Origin of the sequence: Paenibacillus rubinfantis (genome assembly GCF_001486505.1) — a bacterium.
Lineage (GTDB): Bacteria > Bacillota > Bacilli > Paenibacillales > Paenibacillaceae > Fontibacillus > Fontibacillus rubinfantis.
In genome coordinates this window covers 378,890-405,116 of record NZ_LN909064.1, presented here as the reverse complement: position 1 = coordinate 405,116, position 26,227 = coordinate 378,890, and the positions used below count along the sequence as shown (strand labels likewise).

Sequence of the window (26,227 nt, the reverse complement as noted above, 5' to 3'; positions counted from 1 at the left end):
TCATAAACTGTGGCCTACGAATTACGCAGCCTTCCCCCCGATATACTCCAGATCTTCCAACATCAGCTCAGCAAAACTTTCCTTGATGGTTAATCCGCTCTGGATGCTGATGGTCAGCTTCAACGCCTTGAGTTTGATGTCTCGCTCCAGCGGGTTTTTGGCCTTTTGCAGCGAGGTGATCTGGGCTTGTAAGCTGGTTGCCGTACCCTTGGTCAGAAAATAGCCGTGAGCTTGGCCCAAATCCACCAGCTCATCCAAATGCGCAATGTCGATTGTCACCTGGAATGTAAATTCTACTGACGCGGTATGTCCCGCCGCATCCGTTGCCTGGATCTTCAGCTTGTGCGTACCAACCGGCAGCGAGAACGGAACGATATCCGCAACCCCCATAATAGTACGGCCGTCCAGCCGGTAAGCCGTAGATTTGGGTCCGCTGACCGCGTCATTTACGGCAATCGTGAAAGGAACACTCGAGGCAACCTGAAGTACTTGGGGCTCCCCGGTGAACGTCACCTCTGGCGCGAGGCGATCCACATTGATATACAGAGTCTGGGTCTCTTCCTCGTTACCTGCCTGATCAACGGAGCGATATTCGATCGTATATTTCCCGTCGGCCGACAACACCAGCGGTTCGGTATAGCGAACCCACTCCCCGCCATTCGTCCGGTACTCGGTCCGGTCCAGACCGCTGCCGCCTTCATCCTCCGCGTAAAAAGCCACCGTCACTTCCGTCTGATTGTAAACATCCATTCCCTCAACACCGGTGACATCGCGCTCCGTCACCGGAGCTGCTAGATCCGCTTCGGTTGGGCTTGGCACGACATCAGCCAAGGCCAGCGGCTTCAACTGGTAGGTCCCTCGGTATACCGAAGCGATCCCGCTGATATCCACGCGTGTACCTGCCGGATACAACGCCAAGAAAGAATCCATCGTCACCCCGGTTCGGCCATCAAACCGAACCCGGGTCAAACTGCCGTCTTCACGGACGGCGTTAAATTCAAAAGAACCTGCCGGGGTGGCGGCAACAACGTCCTCCACGGCCACATTGGTTAGCGTGATCAGCTGACCTTGGTTAGCCTCCGTCACAGCCTCCTGGACCTGCGGCTGCGGTAACAGAGCCGTCCCCCGCTTCTCGATTAGAACCGGATTCTCCAGTTCGACTTCTCCGTTGTACAACGTGCGGGTTGCACTGATCCGGATAAGGTCCCCGGCATGATAATCCGCCGCCGTTTGGAAGACGTAAATGCCGGCCGTCTCATCCTGCAAATAGAAGCCTTGACCCCCAAACACACCCGGTTCGGAAGTAATCACTCCCTGAACCGTGACGACCGTCCCTTCCGCTGCCTCACGCGCTGCGGCAATCGTGCTCAGCTCCGGCACCGGCGGATGATCGCCCGGCAACGGCTCGGCATCCACATTAGCGATCTCGACCTGCTTCGTGATCTCATTTGCGCTGCCTTGCTTCAAACGCAAGTTAGCGCTTGTAGCTGTTACCCCCGGTTTCAGTTGCACAGTCAAGTCCTTGGACGCATGCCCTTGGGCATCGCCCGTCAACGAAAACGCCGGGCTGTAATTGTAATCCGACCAGCTGCCGTCCGCATTCTGGAACCGGGCGATCTGTTCGCCGCCGGCCAGGTAGATGCCCACCCGTAAATCGGACTCCGTCTGTCCCGGGGTCAAGCCGTCCGCGGTCACGCGGATTTGAAATTCCTGCTGGCTTGGCAGCTGCGCTTGATGAACAAAGGCAAACGTCGGCTCCGTTTCCGGCGCTTGCGATGAGCCGTACGAACCCGGCTTAAAGGTAGCCGGATCATACCATTTATACCCGGCGGCCGGCTGCGACCACGGCTCGGGCTGCGGCTCCGTTGTTGCCGCTGGCTCTTCATCCGCACCCAGCGCGGTTGGCACATCCAGCGCTAGCCCCGGCACCTGGTCAAAGGAGGTGTAGCTCTCGTCATACGCCAGCCATTTCACCGTTTGTACAAGGAACAAGCCGTCGTCCACTTCCTTAAAGCCGTCATAGGTTGTTTTCTTCTGGCCGTTTTCTTCCCGTACATACTTCGGAGTGGCGTCTTCTACCGGCGAGGAATCGCCGATAAATGCTGCTTTGCCTAGGCCCAGCTTGGCGATAGCCGCATAGGGTCCTTCCGCCCGACCGCCGCCATCGTAGACGCCTTCATCAACCGCATTGCCCCAGGCCGGAACGCCAGTCGGTACATAAACAAGCCCTTTGGCTTTGTTCGGATCCAGAATCGCCACGGTTGATCCCGCATGCATGGCGACGGCATCTACGTCCGCCGTAATGCCAAAGGACTGCGACGGGCTGACGATATCCGTTGCATTGACGTCACCCAAGGCGTTATAACGGAAGCGAACCCCAAAGTTGTCGGCTAACCAGTCGGAGCTGTTTAATCCTTGCATCGCCGGAGCATTTGCCTCTTCGGCTGTCATGCCTTTGGCCGGATTTTCGTAAGCCCCGCGGCGGTACCCGTTAAACACCTCCGAGGCGTCCCAGCGGTTCTTGTTACGGTCGGCATTATAATGGTCGGAGATGAAAAATACGGCGCCGCCATTTTCCACATACTGCACCAAGGCCTCTTGCTCGGCGACCTTAAACGGAACGTTGGCCTCGGGGATTACGAAAACGTCATAAGGCTCCAACGCCCCGTAGGTGATTGCCGTTTCCCCAAACGTATACGGTATCGGTCGATCCAGCGAGTCTACCGTAAAGCCGGCGGCCCGCAGCCCCGCAGCAAAGTCGGAAAATCCGCCATCAATGACCCAGTCTGCCGCGCCGGCGGTTTGACCGTGGGCGTTGTCAAACAGCACCTTTTTGCCGGTGCCATCCGGAAGCTGCGGGATATCTCCCGGATCTGGATCTTGACCCGGGTCCTCACCGGGATCCTCACCAGGCTCTTCCCCCGGATCTTCGCCAGGATCCCCCGGCTGGTCTTGCGATAAAGAAATCGCGGTTACGCTTTTTAATCCGGCAAAATTGTTGTACGCCGCAAGCGATCCCGATACGATCACCGACTTCCCGATCAAGTCCGAATTGCTTTGCAAGCCAAACTCGGCTCTGAAGCCGGAAGCGACTTGCACGTCGATCAGCTTGGCTTTATCCTGTTCCCCGGCCGTATCGGCAATCAGAAAGTTAAAATCATTGCCGAAAGGTGCCTCAAAGTCCGCGGTCAGCGATCCCGTCGCATGGCCCACTATAATGCCGGCCACTTCCACGGCTTCACCGCTGTTCCCTTTGGCGATCGCTTCAGCGACGCTAAGCGAAGCATTCGCGATGTGCAGCGAGGCCTCTCCACCGTTTGGTGCTGCTTCGAGCTGTGTTTCTGCTCCAGCCTGCTGTGGTCCATCCGCCTCCAGCACGACCGTCGGATCGGCAGGCTGCGCTGCCGCCTGCGGTGTCCATCCCGGCAGACCAGTTACGGCCAATGCCCCGGCTAATAAGAGACCTAGCCATTTGTTGCGCCAAGCGTTCGCGTTGCCCTTACCCATAAATCATCGATTCCTCCCCATGCGCTTTATTTTATTGGACTTACCTCCTCATCATATTTATTAGAGAATTGCAGATTATTTCCTGCAGGTTAAAATAATGTAAAAATCCCCTTTGGGTTCTGCACTAAATCGAGTATCACTCTACATCCGCCGTCATGATCCTCCGATAAACATTTTAGGCATAGTTCTTTGGAACTACCGACATGCGATCTATGAAGAACTGGACGGAGGCTGTATATGTACTGTACTTACTGTGGAAAAATCCTCTATGAAGGAGATCGGTTTTGCGCAAACTGCGGCACGCCGCCAAAGACGCACATCGATGCGGATAACCTTCTACCCTCCCAACACATAACCGATCCGTTTTCCGAACGCATTCGGAACACGGCTGAGTTCGGAGTCTCTGAAGAGGATTTAAGACAATTTGTAGGACCACGGACGGAGGTTTATTTACAGAAGTGGAGAGAAGATTCCCGCTGGAATTGGCCGGCCTTTGTGTTCGGCGGATATTGGCTGTTGTATCGCGGAATGTACTTGTATCTGCTCCTTTATCTTGTTGCGGGCTCTCTAGTCATTAACCTTGCTGGGTCCCTATTATATGCAATTTCAGGTAATACCTTTTCAGGCGGAATAGTGGCAGCGCTATTTACCATTTGCTTGGCGATCAGGATCGGTTTGGCCATCTCCGCAAATACGCTGTATCTAAGTCATGCCAGACGTAAAATCAACGCACTTTATCAGCGGTATCCCTCGGATAATGATACCCGCGAGGAAAAAATCGCTCAAGCCGGAGAAACCAGCCTGTATATTCCGATCGCGTTAGCTGTACTGCCGTTGCTGATCTCCCTCGTATTCGGAGCGTTCACTTATCTTCACTACTACAAGCAAATCCAAACGGAAATCAGACAACTGCAGCAATAATAGTGGGTTCTTCCGCTCCACATGCGCAAAAAAAACGGGTACCGCCCCATCCTTCAAGGGCTGTACCCGTATTTGCATGTGTTCCTATACCACTCCTGCTTTCTCGATCATCCCGCGAGCGATCCATACGCCGGCCGCTCCTGCCTGGGCTAAACCGCGGGTGATCCCCGCGCCGTCGCCGCCGCAGAACAAACCGTGGATTTCCGTTTCCAGCGATTCGCTTAACTTCGGCCGGGCCGAGTAGAACTTTGCTTCCACGCCGTAAAACAACGTATGCTCGGAAGCGATACCCGGCGTGACCTTATCGAGGGCCTCGACCATTTCGATCAGGCTTTTCATCGTATTGTACGGAAGCACAAGGCCAAGGTCGCCCGGCACCGCTTCCTTCAGCGTTGGCTCCAGGAAGCCTTCGGAGATGCGAGCCGCCGTGGAGCGGCGTCCGCGTAGAATATCGCCGTATTTTTGCACGATAACCCCGCCGTTTGACAGATCATTCGCCCGTTGGCAAATCTCCCGCGCGTATTCGTTGGGTTTATCAAACGGTTCGGTGAAGCGGTGCGAAACGAGTAATGCAAAGTTCGTATTGTGCGATCCCAGCGCCGGATCCTTGTAGGAATGGCCGTTGGCCGCCATGACGCCGCTGTGGTTTTCGACCACGACATGTCCGGATGGGTTGCTGCAGAATGTACGAACCCGCGTGCCCACCGACGTATTATAGATAAACTTCCCTTCATACAGATGCTCGTTGATCTCCCGCATCACGACGTCGGAGGTTTCGACGCGAACCCCCACATCCACCTGGTTGTTTGTCATCTTCAGCCGGCGCTTCTTGAGAATATCAGTCAGCCAAGCCGAACCGTCCCGGCCCGGAGCAACCATCACCAGACCGGCTTCGTAAGTTTCGCCATTTTTCAGCGTGATGCCGCGCACCTGGTGGCTTCCGTCGATTTTCTCCGTGATCAAGTCCTCAACTTCCGCCTTGAACAGCATATCCAAACGGGTATTCAAGTACTCATATATCGATTTCAGGATCTCCAGATTCTGCTCCGTCCCCAGATGCCGTACCTGCGCCCGCAGCAGCTTTAGTCCCGCTGCGTATCCGCGTTGTTCGATCTCCCGCACGGCATCGGTCAACGGATCGGTGACCGCAGTCGTAGCCCCATGCTCCAAGTTAATCGCATCGACGTACTGAATCAGGTCTAGTACCTTGGAAGGCGCGATATAATCGCTTAGCCAGCCGCCAAATTCCGTCGTGATATTAAATTTCCCATCGCTGTAGGCTCCCGCCCCGCCAAATCCCGCAGTGATCGAGCAGGCCGGCAGGCATCCGGCAAATTCCTTGCGCCCCGCCGCAGGCGGACAAAGCGTAATCTTCTCCTCCAAAATCGGACAACGGCGGCGATAGATATCATGCCCCTTGTCCACCAGAAGCACCTTCCAATGCGGCGCTTTGCGAGTTAGCTCATAACAAGCGAAAATCCCGGCGGGCCCCGCCCCTACTACAATGACATCATATTTGCTCATCTGTATCCTCCTGAGATGATATGAATTCGCGCAATTACAAAAAAATTCCCGACCCCTCATAGGTATGCGAAAGCACCCTATTCGTAGTCAGGAATTTATGGTTCCTTGTAGAGACCCTCAATCCATATTACTGAGGATATACGAACTTGATAGTTTGATATAATCTGCGTTTTTGCAACAACCTGAGTATAAGTGGAATAAACGGATACGTCAAGCTTGAATTCGAATTAATATTCGTGTTTAGCTGAGTTATAAACGATATCTTTTAGCTATTTTAACACCAATATTACAAATCACGAACATTAGCATTGAAAAGTTAGGTCATATGGCTCATCTGAAATTCGCGTTTATCCGGGGTTGTATTATATAATAGAGAGTGTTTAACGTCTTTATATTAAAAAATTGAGGAGTAGATGCATCGAATGGACAGTGACAGGTATTTGGTTTTAAATTTGGTGATGGTCGTGATCCTTATCGCGTTAACGGCGTTTTTCGTTGCGGTAGAGTTTGCGATCGTCCGGGTCCGGGGCAGCCGGGTCGACCAGTTGATTGCGGAAGGACGGAAAGGCGCCGTCGCCGTGAAACAGGTCACCTCCAATCTGGACGGATTCTTATCGGCTTGCCAGCTCGGGATTACGATTACCGCGCTGGGGCTTGGATGGCTTGGTGAACCAACGGTGGAGAGCATGCTGCATCCGTTGTTCCACAGGCTGGAGATACCTGAGGCGGTTGGCAGCGCGCTTTCATTTATCATCGCGTTTGTCGTCATCACGTATTTTCACGTTGTGGTGGGCGAGTTGGCCCCCAAAACGGTAGCCATCCGCAAGGCCGAGGAGATTGCCATCGTTACAGCCAAACCTTTAATTCTTTTTACCAAAATTATGCGCCCCTTTATTTGGGCCTTGAACGGCTCGGCCAACCAACTGGTGCGCCTGTTCGGCGTGAAGCCGGCTTCCGAGCATGAAGAAGCGCACTCGGAGGAAGAGCTGCAGATCATCATCAACGAAAGCTTCGAAAGCGGGAAAATCAATCAAAGCGAGTTCGGCTATGTGAACAGGATTTTTGCATTTGATAATTTGCTCGCCAAAGAAATCATGGTACCGCGCACCGATATGGTGTGTTTATATACGGACAAGACGCTGCAGGAGAATCTGGAGATTATCCGGGAGCAGCAATATACCCGTTTCCCCGTCGTCGAAGGCAGCAAGGACAACGTGATCGGTATCATCAATACGAAGCAGTTTTTCCTGTCCTATGAAGGCAATCCGAATTTGGATTTCGCCGCTTTGCTGCAATCTGTGATGGCCGTATCCGAAGTGACGCCGGTAAATGAGTTGCTGAAAAAAATGCAACAGGAAGGCAACCATATGGCTATCCTGATCGATGAATACGGAGGAACGGCCGGTCTGGTCACGTTGGAGGACATTCTGGAGGAGCTCGTTGGGGAAATCCGCGACGAATTCGATAAAGAAGAGGAAGATCCAATCGTCCAGCTGGACGAATCGCATGTGGTGGCCCTCGGTACGGTGACCGTGAACCAGATCAACGATGTGCTGCTGACCGACCTGAGCACGGAGGAAGTCGATACGATCGGCGGCTGGCTCTACGGCAGGAACCCGTCCATGGACGTAGGAGACACACTGGAGCATGAGGATTTGACCTTCAAGCTGCTGGAGAAGGAACCCCACCGTTTCAAGAAGCTTGAGATCGTAAAGCACGGCTCATAATGTAAAAATAAACGCGAGCGCAGAGTAAATTCTCTGCAGGCTCGCGTTTTTTGCGCTTAGTTCGGTGGTCCAAAAGACCGACGTAAGCCCCTGCCGGGCCTTACCGCAGCAGGCGCCGACGCAGCTCCGCCACTTCCTCGTCTCCGGGGTTCTCCTCACCGTATCGAGTTCCATAATACAGTTGGAGCAACGGTCCCGTCGCGGACTCCAGTTCTCCCCGGACGGCTTCTCCCGCCGCCTCGGTACCGCCGCCGGTACCCACAAGCCGTTTTCGCTTCCCGGCTCTGGACGATTTAGCGGCTTCCGCCGCCTGCCGGGCCGTCTCCTGTTTGAGCTCCTCCACCGTTTCCCGCGGGGTCAAATGCGGTTGAATCCGGTAACCCTGCTCATGCTCTTTCCGCAAAAACATCCGGTACAAATAACGAACCCGCTCCCGGTTGTCCTTCATATCCTCCCACCGCTCCAAAGGTTTCCCGGTCCGCAGCAGTCGTTCGCCGATCTTGCGCCATCCCTGCAAGGCCGACTCCCACGTGAACAGGCTCGTCTCCTCATCGCGGAAGGCCGCCTGCTCCGCTGGGGCACTTTCCCGGCGCAGTAGGGATAGCAAGCGGTCTATGGCCTTACGCCAGATTCCCCCGGCGTTCTTGTAGAGCCAATACAACGCGAAACCCAACAATGCGGCTATAAGCAATCCGCCAAAAACATAAAATGCATAATTTAAGATCTGCACCAGCAAATCGGAATCATGGGACTCCACCGGCGGCAGCATGGGCTCCATCGGCGGGGCCTCCATGTCAGACTGCTCCAGCGGCTCGGGTTCTTTCGGCTGCCGGAGCAGCCAGCCCACAACCGCTCGGAGCAACGACATCAGAAGCCCGCCGATCCAGCGGCCAACGCCGGCAGCCAGCAGTAAGGCTACCGCAATGATGATGCCGATGAACAGTCGATTATGGCGACGGAGCCCGGCGGGCAGCCGCTCTCCCGAATCACCAGAATGCGAGGTGTAACGCAAGTACTGGTGGTTGGTCACAAATAACGCGGTGGCTAAGCAGAAGACGCCGGACCAGGTGATCAACGAGACGGTTCCTTGAAGCGCTCCGATCCGCGGGTAAAAAATCCCCGCCAGGAAATAAAGGCCCAGCCCGGCCCAATACAGCCGAAAACTGCCCCAACGATTTCGAATCGTCATCCCCTGCAAGGAGCAGAACACTCCTGCAGCAAGCAACGCGGTGGATTGCAACACCGCGACGACGAGGGTCTGCACGGGAGTCTGACCTGCGGACGGCGCGCTGCCGAAACCAAGCGCCTCCGCGCCTCCTGCCCAAGCGAAGGCGACCCCGGCGAAAGCTGTGCCAAACGCGAGAGCCGCCGCCCCACGCTGCCACAGCTTGAGCAGGCGACCGCCGAGCAGGATGCCGGCCAGCGACAACAACGGCAGCAGACCCAGCGCCGCGGTCGGGAGCTCCGTCGGCCGAAGGTACACCGCGTACAGTATCCAAGCCGGTAACAGCAAGACGTATTCCATCAGGCAGGCCAGCCATAACCGCAGCGTTTCTACAAGGTAAGCGGATTCATTTTTCTCGTCGCTATGGCTTATGCCAGTAGGTCTGTCCTTCTTCACTGCTTCGTTATGCCGAGGATCATATTCCCCTCTGCTGCCCATGCCGCAATCCCTCCCGATATCCTGCGAGGTCCTCTTCCTTCTTTCCATCCGAACGGAAGATCCCTCTTCTTAACACCATCATACCACTGCAAGCGTCGTTTGTCCCCGGCTGATCAGTGGCATGACAACGGGGAGCTGTGCAAAAAAAGACCCCGCTCCTCGCAGATGAGGCGGGGGGAAGCGACTAAATCGCTGAGGTTTTGCTGTAGCTGGTTCGTTCGACAAGCATGGGATTTTTACGCGCTTCCGATTCGAACTCCATCATCTCCAACAGCCCGTCATACAGCGAATATCGCGGTTCCCACCAGAGGACGTCCCGGGCTTTGCCGTTATCCAACACGCTTTGCTCGATATCCCCCGCCTGGGCTGGACGAAACTGCGGCTGCACATTGCGCCCTGACATCTCCTTCAGCATTCCGAGTGCCTCAAGGAGCGAAATCCCGCGGCCGCTGCTGACATTCAGGACCTGGCTGCCGGTACACCGCAGCGCCAGCACGTTCGCCTCCGCAACATCTTTGACGTAAACAAAATCCCGCGTCTGCAGGCCGTCTCCGTACACCTCCAAGGGAAGCCCCGCCATCAGCCGCTCCACAAAAGCCGTCAATACTCCGTCTTCTCCGGTCCGCCGTTCCCGAATCCCGTATACATTGGCATACCGCAGGATGGAATAATTCAACCCATAGCGTTCATTGAACGATTGAATGTACATCTCGGAAACCCGCTTGGATACGCCGTAAAAAGACAAGGGCTCCGTCGCATGCGATTCCTCGATCGGCAAATGCTCCGGATTCCCGTAAACCGCTGCCGACGAAGCGAATACGATCCGCCGCACCTCGTACCGGACGCATTGCTGAAGCAATCGGATCGTTCCCAGGATGTTCGTCTCGGCATCCCCCGTCGGGTTATGCAAGGAGCGGCGAACGCTCGTTTGAGCTGCCAAGTGAATGACCGCCTCCGGACGTTCCTCGGCAAAAATTCGCTCCAGTTCCTCCGAAACGATATCCACCGCATAACCGCGGACCGACTCGTCCATTTTCCTCGGATTTCCGGCCAGGCCCGTATCGACCACAACCACCTCGTCTCCCTGATCTACCAGCCGCTGAACCGTGTGGCGGCCGATAAACCCCGCTCCTCCTGTGACTAGCACTTTCATCGTCTCGACTCCCCTATTCCCAAAAAGTACTGGCATTTGCCCCGTTTCAACCACCTTATGTAGGACGGGAACGGAATAGACTGGTAAAGCGTTGGAATTTCGTCATTATCGCACGTATTCACGAGTTAAAAAGTGAGACTGACAAGTGTCTCGTTGCCTCGTTTTCTGCGTATAGAATAACGATTCCGCTAATATACTGCTATGAATCCCTTTAACGAGACCCTTACTATTTTCGCTAGAGACGGAGTGGAATGAGATGAAAATGAAAATACGCAAAAAAGTTGCGATACCCGCGATCCTTCTGCTCCTCATGGCCGGCGGTCTGCTGACAGCCTATTTAAAATACGAGCCGTCCCGGCATTTTCGAAACGCCGATATCCCGGTATTGGCTACGCCGGAGTCGGCGGCCGGGATCGAGGTGCGTCCGGCAACCGAGGCCGTCAAGGAGGTGGAACCCCCCGAGCCAGCCGGCGGAACCCGCACCGGGACTGCCGGAGAGGCCGCGGCGGCGAAGCCTGAACCAACGGAAGGGATCCGCGGAGCCCGGGGCAGCTTCAACCTGCTGCTGCTCGCCACGGATGCCCGGGCGGACGAAGCTTCGCGCACGGACGTGCTGATGCTGGCCCACGTGAACCCCGAGCAAAATACGGTTAGTCTTGTATCCATCCCCCGCGACACTCAGGTCAACCTGCCCGGCATCGGTTTGACCAAGATCAACCATGCGCATGCGATGGCGGAAGCGAACGGTCAAGGCGGACACGCCGGAACGCTTGCCGCGATTCAAGCGGTCAGCAACTTATGCCGTTGCTCCATCAACTATTACGTTAAAACGAACTTCGACGGATTCGAGCATTTCGTTGATACGATCGGCGGCATTGAAGTCGAGCTGGATACTCCCGTCAAGCTGACTTATAACTATCGGACCCTGCCTGCAGGAAAGCAGCATTGGAACGGCGAAACCGCCTTGGATTTCGTCCGCGAACGCAAGTCGCTGGATGATGGCGATAATGCCCGGCAGCGTAACCAGGCGCTGGTTATTCAGGCAATCGCCCGCAAACTGCTTGTTCCGGACAACCTGGCTCGGCTGCCCGAGCTGATCCGCCTAGTCAAAGAGGATATCCTGGATTCCAATTTAACCGATGCCGATATGCTTAGCCTGGCCTGGATGGTTCGCGGCGTCGATCCCGAGGAGATGTATTTCGTGCAGTTTCCGGGGAGCAGCGGCAAGGCGAAGGATCCGCTAGTAGGCGCCGAGCTTTATTACTGGATCCCGAATATGACGGCCTGGGCCGAGCTTTCCCGTCAAATCCTAGGGGATGCGCCCGATGAATAAACCGGCCTTGCCCCAACTTAACGGCCGGTTTCGCCCGAATGGAGGCGGTGGCGGCCCGCGCCGGCGTCAGCTCCGGATACTCCTCCTCATCCTGTTGACGCTAGGCTTGAGTTGGGCCCTGCTGCTGCGGTGGGGACCGGTATCCCCCTTCCCCACCCCCACCTTTAACGTGAAGGAGGCCGGCGCAAAGGGCGATGGGGTTACGGACGATACGGCCGTATTTTTGCGCGTGCTGAGACAGGCCGCTGCCACCGGCCGCAGCACGTCCGTCATCGTGCCTCCCGGTACGTACCTGCTCGCCCTGGACGAGCCGCTGCCGATCCGCAGCGGCGTCACCCTCCGCGGCCTGGGCCGGCCGGTATTGAAGTTCCGCGCGATCTCCGGGGCTCGATACGGGTTCGAGGCCCTCTCCGTACAGGGACGCCAGATTCGCATCGACAGCGTCGTTATCGACGGTGGCGCACGGCTGACCCGCGGCATCGGCATCCATAGCGGTTCATCCGACGTGCAGATCGTAAGCAGCACGGTCCGGGACTTGAATCAACCGGCCGAGCCCCATCACCCGTTGGCGACCACCGTTGTCGCCGGCATCATGATCTATGGCGATACCACCAATATCTCGATCCTCGGCTGCACGCTGACCAGCATCTCCGCACGCGAAGCCGCGCCGGTCGCCCGGGGAATTATGGTGTGGAGCGAGCCCGGACGAACGATTGCCCGCCGCGTCAGCATGACGGGCAACCTGATCTCTTATATTTCACCGCGGGAGGATGCGGACGGTATCTACTTCGATCAGCCGCCGTCCTCCTCGCCGTTATCGGATTCCGTGATCTCGGACAATATCATCCATCACGCCGCTAAACGCGGCATCAAAATCTCCGCTCCCGGCGTTATCGTAAAAAACAACCGAATCCTAAACTCGTTTTCCGGGGATAACCACTACCTCGTTACACCTAAGGACCCTTTGCCGCAGGACATGTACGCCGCCATCTCCATTTATGCCGGCGATGTGACCGTATCCGGCAATATCATCGGGGGACTCGGCAGCTACTATGCCGCCATTGAAGCGGACGTCGGCACGGCAAGCGGTGTCGTTATTGAACACAATGTCATCGAAGGCGCCGCAGGCCCCCCGTTCCCCAATACGAGCGGAATCCGTCTCGGCGAGATCGGCGGTTTCCGGATCATCGGAAACACGATCCGCGGCGCTGAAACCCCCATCCGCCTCTCGGAGGAAGCTCAGGCCGCGCTCGTCTCCGGAGCCGGGACGCTGGCGGAGAATATATCGAAGGAAGTAATTGGGGATTAGAGCAAGGGGCAGTTTAGAGATGGATAAGTATGGGGGCGGCTAAGTACGGAGTTAGATGAGTTGGAGGAGGCTAGATCAGTCTGTGCGGAGGTTTAAAGTAAATAGGGAGGTTGTTAGGTGCCTGTTTGGCAAGAAAATGTTGTATTAAGTACAACATTTCAGACGACTATTTGCTCAGAGGCCCTAAAGTATTGCATTTTAGAGTCAATTTCATAATTCAAAGCCGTTGATCTAGCTGGATATTTTGGTCATAGAAAAGGGAGTACCTCCCCAAATCTCGAATTAACAGGTAACCAAACCAAACCCGAGAGAAAAAAAAGGAGGTAACCCCTATCTATTCAATTCGCCAAATAGAACTGTTTTCCTTCGAGGAATTGTTACAAATGCAACCTGAAGATAGATATAGCCAGATCTTCGAGCATTTGAACCTCGCTCCGGTTATGCAATCGCTAAGTAAAAAACACGGCCGTGGGCGACCGGAGGAATTGAACGTGCCGGCCATGATCTATTCGCTGCTCATCGCAAAAATGGAAGGTATAGAATTTGTGTCCGCCCTGGTTAAGCGGCTCAAGTCCAGCGAAGAATTTCGAATCCAGTGTCGGTTTACCGGTTCCAATCGCATACCGAGCGAAGCTTCCTATTCGAGACTGATCCATGCGCTGCAACAAAATGGACTTCTTGAGAAGTTACAGGACCGTCTAGTACTGTCCGCCTTAGAAGAAGGATTCGTATCTGGTACGCATATCGCCGTCGACTCCTCGATCGTCGAAGCTTGGGACTGCCAATTCAGCGAGTCCGCATCCAAGCGACGGGCCGCTCGACGTTCCAAAAAACAAAGTAAGACACCGGAGTTAGAACAACTCAAATTGGATGTCACCGAGTCGCAACCCCCACCCGTGAGCGAACGGCCTAGGAAACCGACCTACCCGCGCGGGCGCGCCTCTGCTGAAGAAACAGAGCGTCGGCGTAAGGAACGGGAGGCTTACGAAGCGAGCCTAGGGCCGTTTGAGAAGAAAGTGGAGGACATGCTGTCCTCCACATACGATGAACTGCTCGCTGCATTGCCTAGGCAGGCCGCACGCTGTGACAAAAAGAACTCTAAAGGCAGGCTCACCAGCTGGTATGGTTTCAAGGCGAATATATTAGTGGATACCGACAGCCAATACATTCTCAGCGGTGTGTTCAGCTCGGCGAACCCAAACGACCAACGAATGGCGATTTTGCTGCTTAAGGGCCTGCCGCTGAAGTTCCCTATGCTTAAAGTGAAGCACGTCTTAGGAGACAAAGGCTACGACAGCAAGGCGGTCTACCAGTTAATTCACTCGCTAGGCGCCTACCCGGTCATTGATATAATCCACCATACGGAACCTCCCGAGGGAATGAACCGGGATTACAGTCCCGTTTGCAAGGAGGGGCATGCCTACCGCTATGACAGTTTTGACACCAAATACGAGACACTTCGATATACTCGGCCAAACGAGTGCAAGGATTGCCCATTTGCCGAGTCCAGCTGCCAGAAGGTCTTTAAGATCCGCATTGAAACGGATCTGCGCAAGCACACCTATCCGGCAAGAGGAAGCGAGAGCTTTGTGAAGCTGTACAAGAAACGAACTGCTGTGGAGCGCGTATTTGCCTACCTCAAGGAGTATTTCGGAATGAGACGCACACGTCACCGCGGTGTTCGAGCGAGCGTCGACTTTCAGTTAAGCACGTTGGCTTATAATCTCAGTAAGTTTGCCTTAGACAAGTTGAACAAGCAGTTGAGTCAGCACCGGCAAGTCGCCTGATTTTTATAAAAAACGATCTCGAATTTTGGGCAAGCATGCCCTCCAGCAAACTGAATTATGAAATTGACTCTTTTATACAACATTTTAGGGCCAATTTGCGATAACACCCTTAAATTGTTGTACTTTATGCAACATTTCGGCCTAAACTCACGAGAACCGAAAAAAATTGTTGCATAAAATACAACATTTTCGCTTAGTGTCGTGTCGTACCGGTAGGCACGGCAAGCTAGAGATAGAGTACGGGGCCTTAAAGCGGCGCAAGCGCAGGCGCAAGCTCAACGTTGGAGCCATCTAAGTACCCGCCGCCGTTTCGCCGGATGCAGAGGAACCAGCACCGCCTAGCGTCCCCATGGTCGCATCCGCCCCTCCTCCAGCTGCCGCTACGCCTTTAGCCTGTTCTCGCTGAACCACAACTCGGATCGTCTGAAACAGGATTTTGAGGTCGAGCAGCAGCGAGTATCTTTTGATGTACATCAGGTCGTAACGCAGCTTGTCGGACGGTGTGGTCGCATACCCCGCCATGACCTGCGCATATCCGGTTAACCCCGGCTTCACCATCAACCGGTAAGTGTAGTGCGGAAGTTCTTCCTTGAAACGGTTAATGAAGAACGCCCGCTCCGGCCGCGGGCCCACTAAGCTCATATGACCCAGCAGCACATTAAATAACTGCGGCAGCTCGTCGATACGCGTAGCCCGGATCCATTGGCCCAGCCGGGTCACCCGCGCATCGTTCCGTCCGGCCAGCACAGGGCCGGTCGCCGTTTCCGCCCCGTCGACCATGCTGCGGAACTTATACAGCGGGAACGGTTTTTCCTGCAGGCCGATACGCTCCTGGACATACAACGCCTTCCCCCGCGACGTCAACGGGATCAAAACGAACATCGCCAGCATTACAGGCGACGCCGCCAGCAGCAGGAGCGAAGATGCGACCAGATCAAACAGACGCTTGAATAACCGCTCCGGCAGCGTCAGCTGCGGCGGCATCAGCGAGTAAACAAGCAGATCGCCAATTTGCTGCGGTTCGGCGTCGGCTAAATAGAGCTCGTAAAAGTCCGGAACAATGACCACTTCCATATTCCGTTGCCCCGCCGTCCGGGCCCACTCGGCTTTCGTTTCGGGGGCCAGCCCCGGACCGATCAGCAGCGTCTCTATGCCCGCCCAAGCTTCCTCCGGCAACCCTGCGCCATCCCCTCGCTCATCTGTTCGAACGATCCGTTCAATGCGGAACCACGGCCGCCCCTGCTCCAGCACGCTGCGCAGCACCTTGTCTCCCGGAGCTTCATTACCGATGATGGCCAGCGTGCTTTTGCGGCTGAACCCCTTACTTTGGATATAAAACAGCAGCAGGCGTAATCCAAACGACAACAGCAACTGGGTACTAAACGCGATTAACAGCAGGTTTGGGGTCAAGCTGAACAATTTGCTCGCATAGCCGAACACGATCAGCCCCGCGGCGACGAACAGTTGCGCCAACAGCAAGTTCCACAGGAATTGGGCCGGCTTCCGCCGTCCAGCCAAATCGTACAGATTGAAGAAATAATATGTCATCACCGTAAACATCCCCAGCCATGGCGCGCTGCGGAAGGGGGAGTCCCCCAGAATGACGGGCGAGCTCCAATTCCCCTCCGGCAACAGTCCGGCTGCAAACCGGTAACTGACATAGATCACCAGCAGGTCCAGCAGCAGGAGCACTCCCTTCATCCCGTTATTCCGGTATAGCTTGATCATAAACTTTCCCCTCCTCCGCGCCTCCCAAGCTAGGCTGTTCCCTGCAAACTTCCGTACGCTCCATCAACCCGAGCCCCGCATAGACCGCCGCCACATCGCGGCGGATCTGCTCCAAATCGTACAGCCCCGCCAGCTTGCGGCTGTACTCGCCCATACGCCGCCGCCGCGCGGCGTCCTGCTGCAACTGCTCGAGCGCATCGGCTGCCGCCGCCACGTCCCCGACCGCAACGAGGTATCCGTTACCGCGCTTCCTCCCGGCCAACCCCGGCCAGCAGCAGCACGGCGGGGAGGCCCCGGCGGCGCAGCTCCGCGATGGCACTAATCAGCTGCCCCTGATTTTTGTTGCGATTCAGCTCCGCAATGCAAAGCACGGCGAATTCGTCCGGAGCCAAGCCAAGGTCGCGACGCAGCCGTTCGCGTTCATCGCCCTCCCAAGCCGCGTGCAAAGACCGGTCAACCCCAACCCCGGGAACGTATACCGAACGGCCGCGAACCGGAAAAGCGACCGCCCGCCGTTCATCCTCCCGGTTAATCGTGACCAGCACATCGGTCCAACGCGACAGGAATCGTTCCAGCGGATAATACAACAGCCAGTTTCGCCAAGGAGCCCCGGAGTAGAAATGAAAGCCATGCGCTGTATATACGATTTGGGGTGCTGGTTGACCCGCCAGACGGGCAGCCACCCGGCAAACCACGCTCGCGTTAGGCGTATGCACGTGGATCAGGTCGTACCGCTCTCTTTTCAACCAGCCGATGAGCTCCCGCATGGCCCTTAAATTCCCGAGAGCCAAAGGGTTGCGGCTAAACGGCAGATCCCGGCATTCAAACCCGGCGGCATCTACCTCCCCCCGCCCGTGATCCGGGGCAGCGTAGGCATGGACCGTAAACCCGGCAGCCCGCAGGTCGCTCATAAAAGGCAGATGGAACGCCGCAAGATGGGTGTAAACCGTGGCGATATAGGCAACTTTTCCTTTTCGCGTCTGCGTCATCCTTCATGCGCCTCCTTAGGCATCGCCGCCCGGACGGCGGACAGCTTCCGTCCGGACGCCTGCTCGTACAGTTCGATCCATTTCCCGGCGACGCGGGACATGGCATAATTCGCGGCGGCGTGTTCCCAGCCACGGTCCCCCATCGCTTGGCGCTCCTCCGGCGGCAAAGCCATCACTCGCTCCATCGCGCGGGCGAGCGCGGCCGGATCCTCCGGCGGTACGAGGTAGCCGTTCACGTCGTCCAGCACCACCTCGGCGTTGCCGCCCACCGCGGTAGCAACGATCGGCAGCCGGCCGGCGCAAGCCTCCAGCAACACGATCGGCAGGCCCTCCCACTTCGAGGAGAGCACAAAGCCGTCAGCGGCGTGCAGCAAGGCCGGCATATCCGTGCGAATCCCGAGGAACCGCACCTGGCCGGTTAAGCCCAGCTCCTCCGCTTGCCGTTCGATCTGCGGCCGCTCCGGTCCGATGCCAGCAATCCACAGCATGCTGTCCGAGAAGCTCCGCCGCACTTCGGCAAAGGCGTGCAGCATGGCGGGGTAGTCTTTTTCGGGGACGAAACGTCCGGCAGCCAGCCAGATGAAGGGGCTTGGGCTAGCAACGGATGGCTGGGCTACGCCTCCATTCCCTTCCGCCTCCAGCTCTTCCTCCCCCCTCAGACCCAGCAGCCCTAGCTCCGCCCGCAGCTGCATGCGCCCCCGCTCGTCCCCGGTAAATCGGCTAAGGTCAATGCCGTTCTCTATTAGCCGAATTTTCCGGGCTGGAGCAATTCGCCGCTCCGTATAAGCGCGCACCGCTTCCCGGCTGACGTTGGTGAGCAGGTCTCCGAGCGGATCGGTAAGCCGGTACAGCATCTCCCGCCGCCACCCTCCCTCGTTAACGTTATGGGCGGTGCATATCAAATACGGAATACGGACGAACAACCGCGTGACCCGAGCCAGTAGGTTGGCATGCACCAGATGACTGTGGACGACGTCGGGCCGCATCCGCCGAATCAGGGCAGCTAGACGAAAAACAGCCCTGGGGTCGGGCACGCCCTTTTTCATGCCAAGGCTGACCACCTCGACTCCCAGTTCCTTCAGCTCCTCCAAATACGCAACCGGCGGTATCATCGTGACCAGACGGACCTCGCAGCCCCTGGCCCGCAGCTCGCGGCACAGCAGCAGCACCTGGTTCTCCGCCCCGGCATAATCAAATCCGGTGATCAAAAACAAGAGCTTCACGTTGGATCCCCACTCCTTCCCGTTCCTTAAGCGGCAGCAGCGCCAAAGCCGTCATGGCCATCACCACATATTCGTAGTTGTAGCCGAAGTCCCCGCTGGCCAAGGCGTAACCCACCGCTTGAATCAGCAGAATCGCCAGCACCGGCGTACGTCGAAAAGCGGCCCATAAGGAGAACAGCACCGCAAACGTCCATAACGTCAGTCCTACGAATCCCCCTTCCGCAGCGATCTCCAACACCAAATTATGCGGAAAATCCCGGGCCAACGGCGGCGTGACGCTGCCTAGTCCAGCGCCGAGAAACGGCGAGGCCTCCAGCTTCTCCAAGGCCCGGGTCTGCAAATCCATTCGGCCGATGTAGTTATCGTCGCCCTGCAGCTGGTTCCGATCGAACAGCACCATAAACCGGCTGCTTTCCACCCAAGTTTTTAGCTGCTCTGCATAAGCCGAGGCCGTACCGCCCGCGACGATCAGCAGGAATAGTAAAGGCACTGCCAAGCGCGACAGTTTCCCAAGCTTCTGCTCGCGAAATTTGCGGATCAACCAGACGCCGAAATAAAGCCCATTGGCCAGCAAAAAAGCGGCCAGCGGCCCCCTGGACTGCGTAGCCAGCGCCGAAGCCATCGCGACGCCCAGCGACAGGAGTCGGACCGGCAACGGGATCCGCGGCGCCCATAGACAGACCGTTACGGTGATCAGCGAGGTCCGAGCGTTAAAGATCGGGTTCCCTCCGGGCAACGTCAACCGGCCTGGATATTCCTCGCTGTACTCCCCGAGCAGCAGATGCAACAGCGCATAGGCGAGGCCGACCCAGGCGACGATGGTCCAGGAGAATCGGCCGTATTTTCGGTAAACCAGATACACATAAAGCGCCGGGACGACCCCGTGGGCAAGTAGAATCACTTCTTTCATAAGCCCGTTTGACTCGGATGGGGCCCAGGTGATCGAGATCAAAGCATACGCGAGAAATATCCCCCACAGCCATATCCCTTGATCCCGTAGTGTCTCAAGAACGATTGACGGCTTCAGCAGCCATGCGGACCCTACAAGCAGCAACGGTGCCCCAATCAACAGGATTAAGGATTCGCCGGGAACGGCCAGCTTGTAGAAGTAAGCGAAGAAATCGAAATAGATGCAAAACGCAAACAGGTAGGCGGCGTCCACCTTCATTTTTAGCGACAGCAGGCATTGGAGCGTGAAACCTACGACGGCGATAACAAGCAATGCAATCCATAGCAGGCTGAGCTCCATTATCCGTCCCCACCTCCGTCACCTCGTCTCCGTTCTCCGGCAAGCCGGTGCAAGTAGGCAACCCGTGCCGCCTCTTTGACGGTCACGTCCAAATGGCTCACTTGCTCGCGCTCCACCCGCCGCCCACGCCAGTCGCGGGCAAAGCTTTCGATCGCAAGGAGATGGCGGATCGTGTTCTCCGGCTCGCCCGGCAGTTGGAGAAAGAACGGGACCGGTTCGGGAAAATCCGTCTCGCGATAAGCGGCAATCACCGGCAAGCCGTTAGCCAAATACTCGCGAACCTTCAGCGGCGAGGCCTCCTCCATGCCTTTGCGGTACAACGCCAGCGTGCCGATGGCGATATCGGCCTCATCCAGCAACGGTTGATAATGATCGCGCGTCAGCTGACCGTGAAACGCCATGTTGCTTGGCACCGGCAGGCCGGACGCCTCCAGTTCGCTGCGCTCCGGTCCGATGATGTCAAATCGCCAATCCGGTTTGTTGGCAGCTAGCCGGGCGATCTCGTCCAAGCCTTGCCAAGCTTGGCCCGGCGAGCTGATGAATACGAAGCGGACGGGTCCCTCGTCCTGGCGTGCCCCCATATGCCGTCCCGCCGCAAACATCTCTAACGGGATGCCGTTGCCGATGACCACGTGGTTCTTCGCATTCGCATACCGGCGAAAACCGTCCGCCCGGGCCAGCTCGCCGCTGACGAACACAAAACCCCCGGCGGCCTTCAGCACAAGGCGGCGCGTCAGCCAGTGGTACATGCGGCGGAAGCGGCCCAATCCCCCCCCTTCCAGCGCCAACTCAGCGACATCGTTCGTATTGATCTCCAGCGCAGACGGATACTCGCGGAGCAGCTTGGGCAGGGAGGGGTAATACAGGTCGAAGCGATGATAGATGACGTCCGGCTGCCAAGCCCGCACCCGGGCGGTTAGCGCTCTAAAGCGGGGAGTCCGGCCCAGCTTGCCGCGATACGCCTCACGGAAGACAGGCAGCCCCCCGGTTTCCGCCTCCGTCCATACGGCTGCGGATTCGCGGCTGAACAGGAACAGCGCCGTTTCATGGCCTAACGCTTGCCAACTGAGCGCCTGGCTGATGATTTTTTTGAACACACCGCTCTCCGGCCCTTCGTTCCAATGGATCAGATAGGCGATTCTCACACGCTCTCCCCCTTACGGCTGGTGCTGTCCCAGCAGCTCCAGCACCAGCTTGCGGTAAACGGACCGGTCCGACGATTTCACGAGCTGGCTATTATGCCAGAGCAAGGTGAAAACGCCGTTATATCTTCGGCATTCCAGGTACAGTTGGCGGATCGTTTCATAGGCTTCTTCGGGGCCAAGCCCCATGTATTCCGGATGCAGAATCGTCTGATCCATAACGATAAGCGGACGTTCGCGAAGCGCCAGCTCACGGCGAGTTGTCAGGTTAAACACCGGGAACTCGTAGCAGACGCCGCAGCGGAAGCCCGCCCGGTCGGCATAGCTGAGCGTGCTGTCGTAATCCAGGCCGGCATCCTCCCAGAACTGCCACGTATCCGGGGCCTGCCAGCGCAAATAATGCTGACGCCCGCCCCAGACATCCTGGCGGATCCCGTTGGTTTCCGCGATCTGCCGCAGCTTTTCGAATTGCCTGCGGATGCGCGCGGGGTTCAAAAAGGTATGATATCCCGGATGCAGACCGATCTCGTGCCCCCGGGCGTGAATCTCCCGCAGGAGACGCTGGATCGCGGGGTCGTCGATGGAATAGTTCCCGTCCAGACCGGATTTCGCCCGGTGCTCCTCGGTAATGAAGTAAAAAGCGCTGCGCAGTCCGGCTTGCTCGCTTAGCTCCATCAGCCAGCCGAACGTGTTGTACGGGTCTCGGTCCAGCGCGCGCCGGGAGCGGAGAAGCACCCCCGCTTTTTGACGGGCGGATTCGAAATCCCTTCGGCGGACGAGGTCCATGCTCATGTCGCGAATCATACGCAACCGACTCCGGCCATAGACGTAAAACGGATAATCCACGTCATGGCTGAGGACGACGGCCGCTTCCCGCTTCCTGCGTGACAGCCCCGGCCACAGCTTGTGCAGCAATTCCCACAGCAGCTCCACATATTCGTTTATGATCGGACGATGCAGGAAGGACTCGCGCCAAGCCAGGGATCGGCGGGCGGGAAACCGCCCGTGCCGGTCCTTCTCCCGGCATGCGACCTCTTCATACCGAGTCAGCATAAACAAACTGCTGCCAAACACATCGATGCCGAGATAATACCCTTCCTCCCCCTCTTCGCCAAGCCGCTCGATGTAGCGGCCGGTTCGGCCTCTCGCGCCGTAGATCACCGGCAGCGGCTCCCCTTCCGGTTCCCCCGCAGGTGGTGCAAATCGATCCAACGGCAGCTTAGGCAGGGAAGCCGGGCTCAGCCATAAAGAGTCAGGCGTCTGCAAAAGTACATCCGGCATTCGGAGTCGGCGGACCGGGGAGCCCTCTTTTTTCGCTGGCGTATCCTCATCCGAAGTCCATACCAGTTCAACATGCTCTCCTTCTCGGTAGGCGATGGTATAATCCAGACCCAGGAACTCGCCTAGAATCACGCGGTAGATGTATTCTCTCTCGGCGGCCCTTGCTGGAGGCGAATAAATCATCAACATCCCGTCATCCTCGCTCCTTGCCCAGTAGTGATCTCTCCGCCAAAGCTTCTTCGGAAGCTTCCTCGGAGGTTTCCAGAACAACCTCTCCCTCGCTAACCGCTCCTTTGTATTTCCGTACCGAATGCCACGACAGCCCCAGATGCAGCGCATATCCCAATGTGGATGCGGCGCTGAACAACCCGATCGCGACGTCCGCCGATTGCTGCGTATGCCAAGCGAAGTACAGCGAGCCCAGGATGAGCACCGTCCGTATGATCTCCCGATACAAATGCAGGTCCTGACGCTCCATAACGTCAATCGTGGAGCCGACGGAGTTGGCCACGAATTGGCTCAGGTACATGATCGACAAGATGCGGATAAAGCTGCCCGACTGGGCCCATTCCTCGCCGAACAGGAAGGCGAACATGTAAGGACCCACAGCGACGATGGCAAAAATGACCAAAGCGCCAAACAGAAAAACGTTGCGGACCGTTTTGCGGAACAAAGGATACAGTCTGTGGGGATGGTTGATCATGGAGTCAGCGGATTCCGCTAAATACACGTTGCGGACGGAGGTCATAATCAGCGTCATCGGTGAGCCGAGAATGCGCTGGCAGAGCGCGAACCAGCCGGCCACCTGCGGGCCGTAGAACGAGGCGAGCAGGATCGTAGGCACGTACAGCACAACGCTGTTCAGCAGCCCGGCAGCCATCGACAGGAACGGAAACCGCCGGTACCGATAAGCGCTCTCCTTCAAGTCGGCCCAATCCGAAGTGATGGCCTGACTTTTCACATCCCGGCGCCACAGCTTCCACTGCGGCAGTAATCCACCGAAGCGGCCAACGATATCGCCGATGATCAGCCCCAGCGGACCCAGGTGAAACAGGCTAAGCCCAATTTGCGAGGAGACCTGGCTGAGGCTTTGCGTATATTTCGTTCGCGCCAGCTGTTTGAAGTATTTTTTGCGGATCGACCAGTAGTTCAGGATTTGATAAAACCCCGCACCGAACAGGCTGACGATGAAGAACATGTAGTAGTGCGTCAAATACGACTCGTGCAACCATGCGGACAGCGGCTCCTCCAGGATATGAATCCCGATGCCGCTGGCGATGCTGACCCCAATGCAGATGCGCAGGGACAGGCTCAGCACATTGGAGGCGGTTCGGTCGTCTTCCGGCAGCGTAATGGCATTTTCGTAGGAAAAAGAGATAACCATCAGCAAAATCCCGATGATCGACAGGTACATGGAGTAAGTGCCATATTCGGTTGGCGAGTAGAGGCGCGTCAACACCGGCAATGTCGCCATCACGATGACTTGGCTGATTACCGTCCCGCTGGCCAGCACGGCCACGTTTCTCAGGAACCCGTCGTTCTTAAGCTTACGCAGTAAGCCGGGCAGGCTCTGGATGCGAAGCAGCTCCAAGAGTTGCCTGAGATAGCGGATGAATTGGGAGGAGAGTTTCTTTATCATGTTTGCCATAATCGTCCTTTGATTAAAAAGATTAGCCCATCAGTCGGCGAATGTGCCCTGCGATATACTCCTGCACCTCTGCGCTGATCTGCGGCCAAATAGGCAGCGACAGCACTTCCTGCGACAACCGCTCCGCCAGCGGGAATGTCAGGTTGCGGTCAGCGTAGACGGGGAGTTGATGCACCGGCAACGGGTAGTACACGTAACTGCTGATCCCGGCTTCCGCTAACCCTGCCTGGACCGCGTCCCGCCGGCCATTCAGCACGCGTGCCGTGTATTGGTGAAACACCTGCTTATCTCCGTCCGGAACCTCGCTAGGAAGCATCAACCCGGGGATATTCCGCAGCAGCTCATGATAGCGTGCCGCAGCCTGGCGGCGACCTTCGTTCCAATCCTCAATGTAGGGCAGCTTGACCCGCAGGATCGCCGCCTGGATCTCGTCGAGCCGGGAATTAAAGCCCACCCGCTCGTTGTAATATTTGCGCTTCGAGCCGTGCGTCCGCAGCATTGCCGCCGCCTCGGCCAGTTCCGGGTCGTCCGTGACCAGCAATCCGCCGTCACCATACGCTCCGAGATTCTTTGATGGAAAAAAGGAATAGCAGCCCATGTCCCCGATCGTCCCGGTCTTGCGTCCTCCCGCCTCCGCGCCAAACGCTTGGGCCGTATCCTCGATAACGACCAACCCGCGGCGGCGAGCCAACTCCATCAGCCGTTCCATGTCCAGCGGGCGGCCGAACAGGTGCACGGGGAGGATTGCCTTGGTACGCGGCGTGATGACCGCCTCCAGATCGTCCAAGTCGAGATTGTAGGTCAGCGGGTCGACGTCGGCAAAAACCGGTTCCGCCCCTACGCGGCTAATTGCCTCCGCCGTGGCAAAGAACGTAAACGGCGTTGTTACCACTTCGTCGCCAGGCCCGATCCCGGCCGCCAGCAAAGCGATGACCAACGCGTCCGTCCCGGAATTCAGCGCAATGGCGTGCTTCGTCCCCAGATACTCGGCTACCTCCCGCTCCAGCTGCTTCACCTGATTGCCCATAATAAACGCCGCCTCATCCAACACCCCTTCGATCGCCTGAAGCAGCTGCGGCTTCAGCTCCGCTACCTCCCGCTTCAAATCCAGCAGGGGGATTGTCGGCAGCTTCTCCGGGGCCGTCGTCGTCCCCGACCCCTTGAGATTTCCAGCGATACCGTTCGTTTGATCTCCTTTGATCCGTAGTGGCTCCATCCCGTTCACTCACCCTTCCTTCATGATCGCTACGACGTCCTGCTCCAGCCGGTATTCCCGGCCGCAGTCGCTGCATTGTCCGGCCCCGCCGCTAAAGCCCAGCGTCTTCCCGCAGCGGCACACCCAGCCGATGCGCCGCCCGGGCACCCCGGCGATCAGCGCGTAGGGCTGCACATCGCGGGTGACGACGGCCCCGGCCGCGATCAAGGCCCATTCGCCGATCGTGATCCCGCAGACGATGGTGGCGTTCGCCCCGATCGACGCGCCGCGCCCCACCCGCGTCTTGAGATAATCCTCGCTGCGGTTACGTGGAAACGCCGCGCGCGGAGTCCGCACATTGGTAAAGACCATGCTTGGCCCGCAAAACACCTCGTCCTCCAAAATAACGCCTTCGTAGACGGAGACGTTATTTTGGATCTTCACCCCGTTGCCGATGCGAACGCGATTGGCGATATAGACGTTTTGCCCCAAGCTGCACCGGCTGCCGATAACCGCGTCTGACGACACATGAGTAAAATGCCAAATTCTCGTCCCTTCCCCAACCTGCGCTCCCGGATCCACAACCGCGGTTTCATGAATCGATCCATCCATGTTTGTTAGCTCCTCTTAAGGTAAATTGGGTGAGATTTGTTGTAAAAGGTGCAACATTTAGCGACAAAATGAGCTGCGTTGGCCGGAAATGTTGCAATAAGTACAACAATTGGGCGGCTCCAACCCGATTTGGAGCATAAATGTTGCAGGAAGTGCAACATTTCCGCGCGCCACCCGCCATTTGGAGTCCAAATGATGCAATAAATACAACATTTGCGCCAGAGGCCGGAGAGACG

At 57.0% G+C, this 26,227-nt stretch carries 19 protein-coding genes and 1 riboswitch; of the genes, 5 read left to right on the top strand and 14 right to left on the bottom strand.

What is annotated here, in order from left to right:
- Positions 1–21: 21 nt before the first annotated feature.
- Positions 22–3,507: a DUF6359 domain-containing protein gene (locus tag BN3277_RS10055; RefSeq protein WP_059042226.1), complete on the bottom strand. Its 3,486-nt coding sequence runs from the start codon at positions 3,505–3,507 to the stop codon at positions 22–24.
- Between the two features lie 237 nt (positions 3,508–3,744).
- Here BN3277_RS10055 and BN3277_RS26220 point away from each other — a divergent pair, with 237 nt between their 5' ends.
- On the top strand, positions 3,745–4,428 hold the full coding sequence (locus tag BN3277_RS26220) for a zinc ribbon domain-containing protein (RefSeq protein ID WP_059042224.1): 684 nt from the start codon (positions 3,745–3,747) through the stop codon (positions 4,426–4,428).
- A gap of 84 nt (positions 4,429–4,512) precedes the next feature.
- Here the strand turns inward: BN3277_RS26220 and BN3277_RS10045 are convergent, their stop codons facing one another.
- On the bottom strand, positions 4,513–5,952 hold the full coding sequence (locus BN3277_RS10045) for an NAD(P)/FAD-dependent oxidoreductase (RefSeq protein WP_059042222.1): 1,440 nt from the start codon (positions 5,950–5,952) through the stop codon (positions 4,513–4,515).
- A gap of 64 nt (positions 5,953–6,016) precedes the next feature.
- A riboswitch (purine riboswitch) is annotated at positions 6,017–6,116 on the bottom strand.
- 258 nt (positions 6,117–6,374) lie between these two features.
- Between BN3277_RS10045 and BN3277_RS10040 the strand changes: the two genes are divergently transcribed.
- Positions 6,375–7,679 carry a hemolysin family protein gene (locus tag BN3277_RS10040; protein WP_059042220.1) on the top strand — a complete coding sequence of 435 codons (1,305 nt, stop codon included), beginning with the start codon at positions 6,375–6,377 and terminating at the stop codon, positions 7,677–7,679.
- A gap of 100 nt (positions 7,680–7,779) precedes the next feature.
- Here BN3277_RS10040 and BN3277_RS10035 read toward each other — a convergent pair whose 3' ends face one another.
- Both BN3277_RS10035 and BN3277_RS10030 read right to left on the bottom strand, forming a co-directional pair.
- On the bottom strand, positions 7,780–9,342 hold the full coding sequence (locus tag BN3277_RS10035) for a DUF4129 domain-containing protein (protein ID WP_059042218.1): 1,563 nt from the start codon (positions 9,340–9,342) through the stop codon (positions 7,780–7,782).
- 184 nt (positions 9,343–9,526) lie between these two features.
- On the bottom strand, positions 9,527–10,495 hold the full coding sequence (locus BN3277_RS10030; RefSeq protein WP_059042216.1) for an NAD-dependent epimerase/dehydratase family protein: 969 nt from the start codon (positions 10,493–10,495) through the stop codon (positions 9,527–9,529).
- Between the two features lie 256 nt (positions 10,496–10,751).
- Here BN3277_RS10030 and BN3277_RS10025 point away from each other — a divergent pair, with 256 nt between their 5' ends.
- The 3 genes from BN3277_RS10025 (at position 10,752) to BN3277_RS10015 (ending at position 14,924) form a co-directional block, all read left to right on the top strand.
- Positions 10,752–11,828, top strand: a complete 1,077-nt coding sequence (locus BN3277_RS10025) for an LCP family protein (RefSeq protein ID WP_232436381.1) — start codon at positions 10,752–10,754, stop codon at positions 11,826–11,828.
- Positions 11,821–13,137 carry a glycosyl hydrolase family 28-related protein gene (locus BN3277_RS10020; RefSeq protein WP_059042214.1) on the top strand — a complete coding sequence of 439 codons (1,317 nt, stop codon included), beginning with the start codon at positions 11,821–11,823 and terminating at the stop codon, positions 13,135–13,137. Before BN3277_RS10025 ends, BN3277_RS10020 begins: the two co-directional genes overlap by 8 nt.
- Positions 13,138–13,520: 383 nt before the next feature.
- Positions 13,521–14,924, top strand: a complete 1,404-nt coding sequence (locus tag BN3277_RS10015; protein ID WP_059041470.1) for a transposase — start codon at positions 13,521–13,523, stop codon at positions 14,922–14,924.
- A 291-nt stretch (positions 14,925–15,215) separates the two neighbouring features.
- Here BN3277_RS10015 and BN3277_RS10010 read toward each other — a convergent pair whose 3' ends face one another.
- From BN3277_RS10010 to BN3277_RS09965, 10 genes are read right to left on the bottom strand one after another with little or no spacing between them, the layout of a single operon-like run.
- Positions 15,216–16,652, bottom strand: a complete 1,437-nt coding sequence (locus tag BN3277_RS10010) for a sugar transferase (RefSeq protein WP_059042212.1) — start codon at positions 16,650–16,652, stop codon at positions 15,216–15,218.
- Entirely contained in the window at positions 16,630–16,914 is a 285-nt protein-coding gene (locus tag BN3277_RS10005; protein ID WP_148501024.1) for a hypothetical protein, read from the bottom strand. Before BN3277_RS10005 ends, BN3277_RS10010 begins: the two co-directional genes overlap by 23 nt.
- Positions 16,892–17,641, bottom strand: a complete 750-nt coding sequence (locus BN3277_RS10000) for a glycosyltransferase (RefSeq protein ID WP_059042208.1) — start codon at positions 17,639–17,641, stop codon at positions 16,892–16,894. The genes BN3277_RS10005 and BN3277_RS10000 overlap by 23 nt, the downstream gene beginning before the upstream one ends.
- Positions 17,638–18,864 carry a glycosyltransferase gene (locus tag BN3277_RS09995; protein WP_232436380.1) on the bottom strand — a complete coding sequence of 409 codons (1,227 nt, stop codon included), beginning with the start codon at positions 18,862–18,864 and terminating at the stop codon, positions 17,638–17,640. Before BN3277_RS09995 ends, BN3277_RS10000 begins: the two co-directional genes overlap by 4 nt.
- Positions 18,833–20,113, bottom strand: coding sequence for an O-antigen ligase family protein (locus BN3277_RS09990; protein ID WP_059042206.1), 1,281 nt, complete (start codon positions 20,111–20,113; stop codon positions 18,833–18,835). The genes BN3277_RS09995 and BN3277_RS09990 overlap by 32 nt, the downstream gene beginning before the upstream one ends.
- Entirely contained in the window at positions 20,113–21,258 is a 1,146-nt protein-coding gene (locus BN3277_RS09985) for a glycosyltransferase (RefSeq protein ID WP_059042204.1), read from the bottom strand. Before BN3277_RS09985 ends, BN3277_RS09990 begins: the two co-directional genes overlap by 1 nt.
- Positions 21,259–21,270: 12 nt before the next feature.
- Complete coding sequence (locus tag BN3277_RS09980; RefSeq protein ID WP_059042202.1) at positions 21,271–22,725, bottom strand: polysaccharide deacetylase family protein; 1,455 nt, start codon at positions 22,723–22,725, stop codon at positions 21,271–21,273.
- Between the two features lie 4 nt (positions 22,726–22,729).
- Positions 22,730–24,175 carry a lipopolysaccharide biosynthesis protein gene (locus tag BN3277_RS09975; protein ID WP_059042199.1) on the bottom strand — a complete coding sequence of 482 codons (1,446 nt, stop codon included), beginning with the start codon at positions 24,173–24,175 and terminating at the stop codon, positions 22,730–22,732.
- Positions 24,176–24,206: 31 nt separating this feature from the next.
- Entirely contained in the window at positions 24,207–25,400 is a 1,194-nt protein-coding gene (locus BN3277_RS09970; RefSeq protein WP_082691431.1) for a DegT/DnrJ/EryC1/StrS family aminotransferase, read from the bottom strand.
- Between the two features lie 9 nt (positions 25,401–25,409).
- Positions 25,410–25,991: an acyltransferase gene (locus BN3277_RS09965; protein WP_059042198.1), complete on the bottom strand. Its 582-nt coding sequence runs from the start codon at positions 25,989–25,991 to the stop codon at positions 25,410–25,412.
- Between the last annotated feature and the right edge of the window lie 236 nt (positions 25,992–26,227).

Excerpts from the sequence above, each read along its gene's own strand:
- BN3277_RS10055 (WP_059042226.1), bottom strand. The coding sequence starts at position 3,507 with ATGGGTAAGGGCAACGCGAACGCTTGGCGCAACAAATGGCTAGGTCTC.
- BN3277_RS26220 (WP_059042224.1), top strand. The coding sequence starts at position 3,745 with ATGTACTGTACTTACTGTGGAAAAATCCTCTATGAAGGAGATCGGTTT.
- BN3277_RS10045 (WP_059042222.1), bottom strand. The coding sequence starts at position 5,952 with ATGAGCAAATATGATGTCATTGTAGTAGGGGCGGGGCCCGCCGGGATT.
- BN3277_RS10040 (WP_059042220.1), top strand. The coding sequence starts at position 6,375 with ATGGACAGTGACAGGTATTTGGTTTTAAATTTGGTGATGGTCGTGATC.
- BN3277_RS10035 (WP_059042218.1), bottom strand. The coding sequence starts at position 9,342 with ATGGGCAGCAGAGGGGAATATGATCCTCGGCATAACGAAGCAGTGAAG.
- BN3277_RS10030 (WP_059042216.1), bottom strand. The coding sequence starts at position 10,495 with ATGAAAGTGCTAGTCACAGGAGGAGCGGGGTTTATCGGCCGCCACACG.
- BN3277_RS10025 (WP_232436381.1), top strand. The coding sequence starts at position 10,752 with ATGAAAATGAAAATACGCAAAAAAGTTGCGATACCCGCGATCCTTCTG.
- BN3277_RS10020 (WP_059042214.1), top strand. The coding sequence starts at position 11,821 with ATGAATAAACCGGCCTTGCCCCAACTTAACGGCCGGTTTCGCCCGAAT.
- BN3277_RS10015 (WP_059041470.1), top strand. The coding sequence starts at position 13,521 with ATGCAACCTGAAGATAGATATAGCCAGATCTTCGAGCATTTGAACCTC.
- BN3277_RS10010 (WP_059042212.1), bottom strand. The coding sequence starts at position 16,652 with ATGATCAAGCTATACCGGAATAACGGGATGAAGGGAGTGCTCCTGCTG.
- BN3277_RS10000 (WP_059042208.1), bottom strand. The coding sequence starts at position 17,641 with ATGACGCAGACGCGAAAAGGAAAAGTTGCCTATATCGCCACGGTTTAC.
- BN3277_RS09990 (WP_059042206.1), bottom strand. The coding sequence starts at position 20,113 with ATGGAGCTCAGCCTGCTATGGATTGCATTGCTTGTTATCGCCGTCGTA.
- BN3277_RS09980 (WP_059042202.1), bottom strand. The coding sequence starts at position 22,725 with ATGTTGATGATTTATTCGCCTCCAGCAAGGGCCGCCGAGAGAGAATAC.
- BN3277_RS09975 (WP_059042199.1), bottom strand. The coding sequence starts at position 24,175 with ATGATAAAGAAACTCTCCTCCCAATTCATCCGCTATCTCAGGCAACTC.
- BN3277_RS09970 (WP_082691431.1), bottom strand. The coding sequence starts at position 25,400 with ATGGAGCCACTACGGATCAAAGGAGATCAAACGAACGGTATCGCTGGA.
- BN3277_RS09965 (WP_059042198.1), bottom strand. The coding sequence starts at position 25,991 with ATGGATGGATCGATTCATGAAACCGCGGTTGTGGATCCGGGAGCGCAG.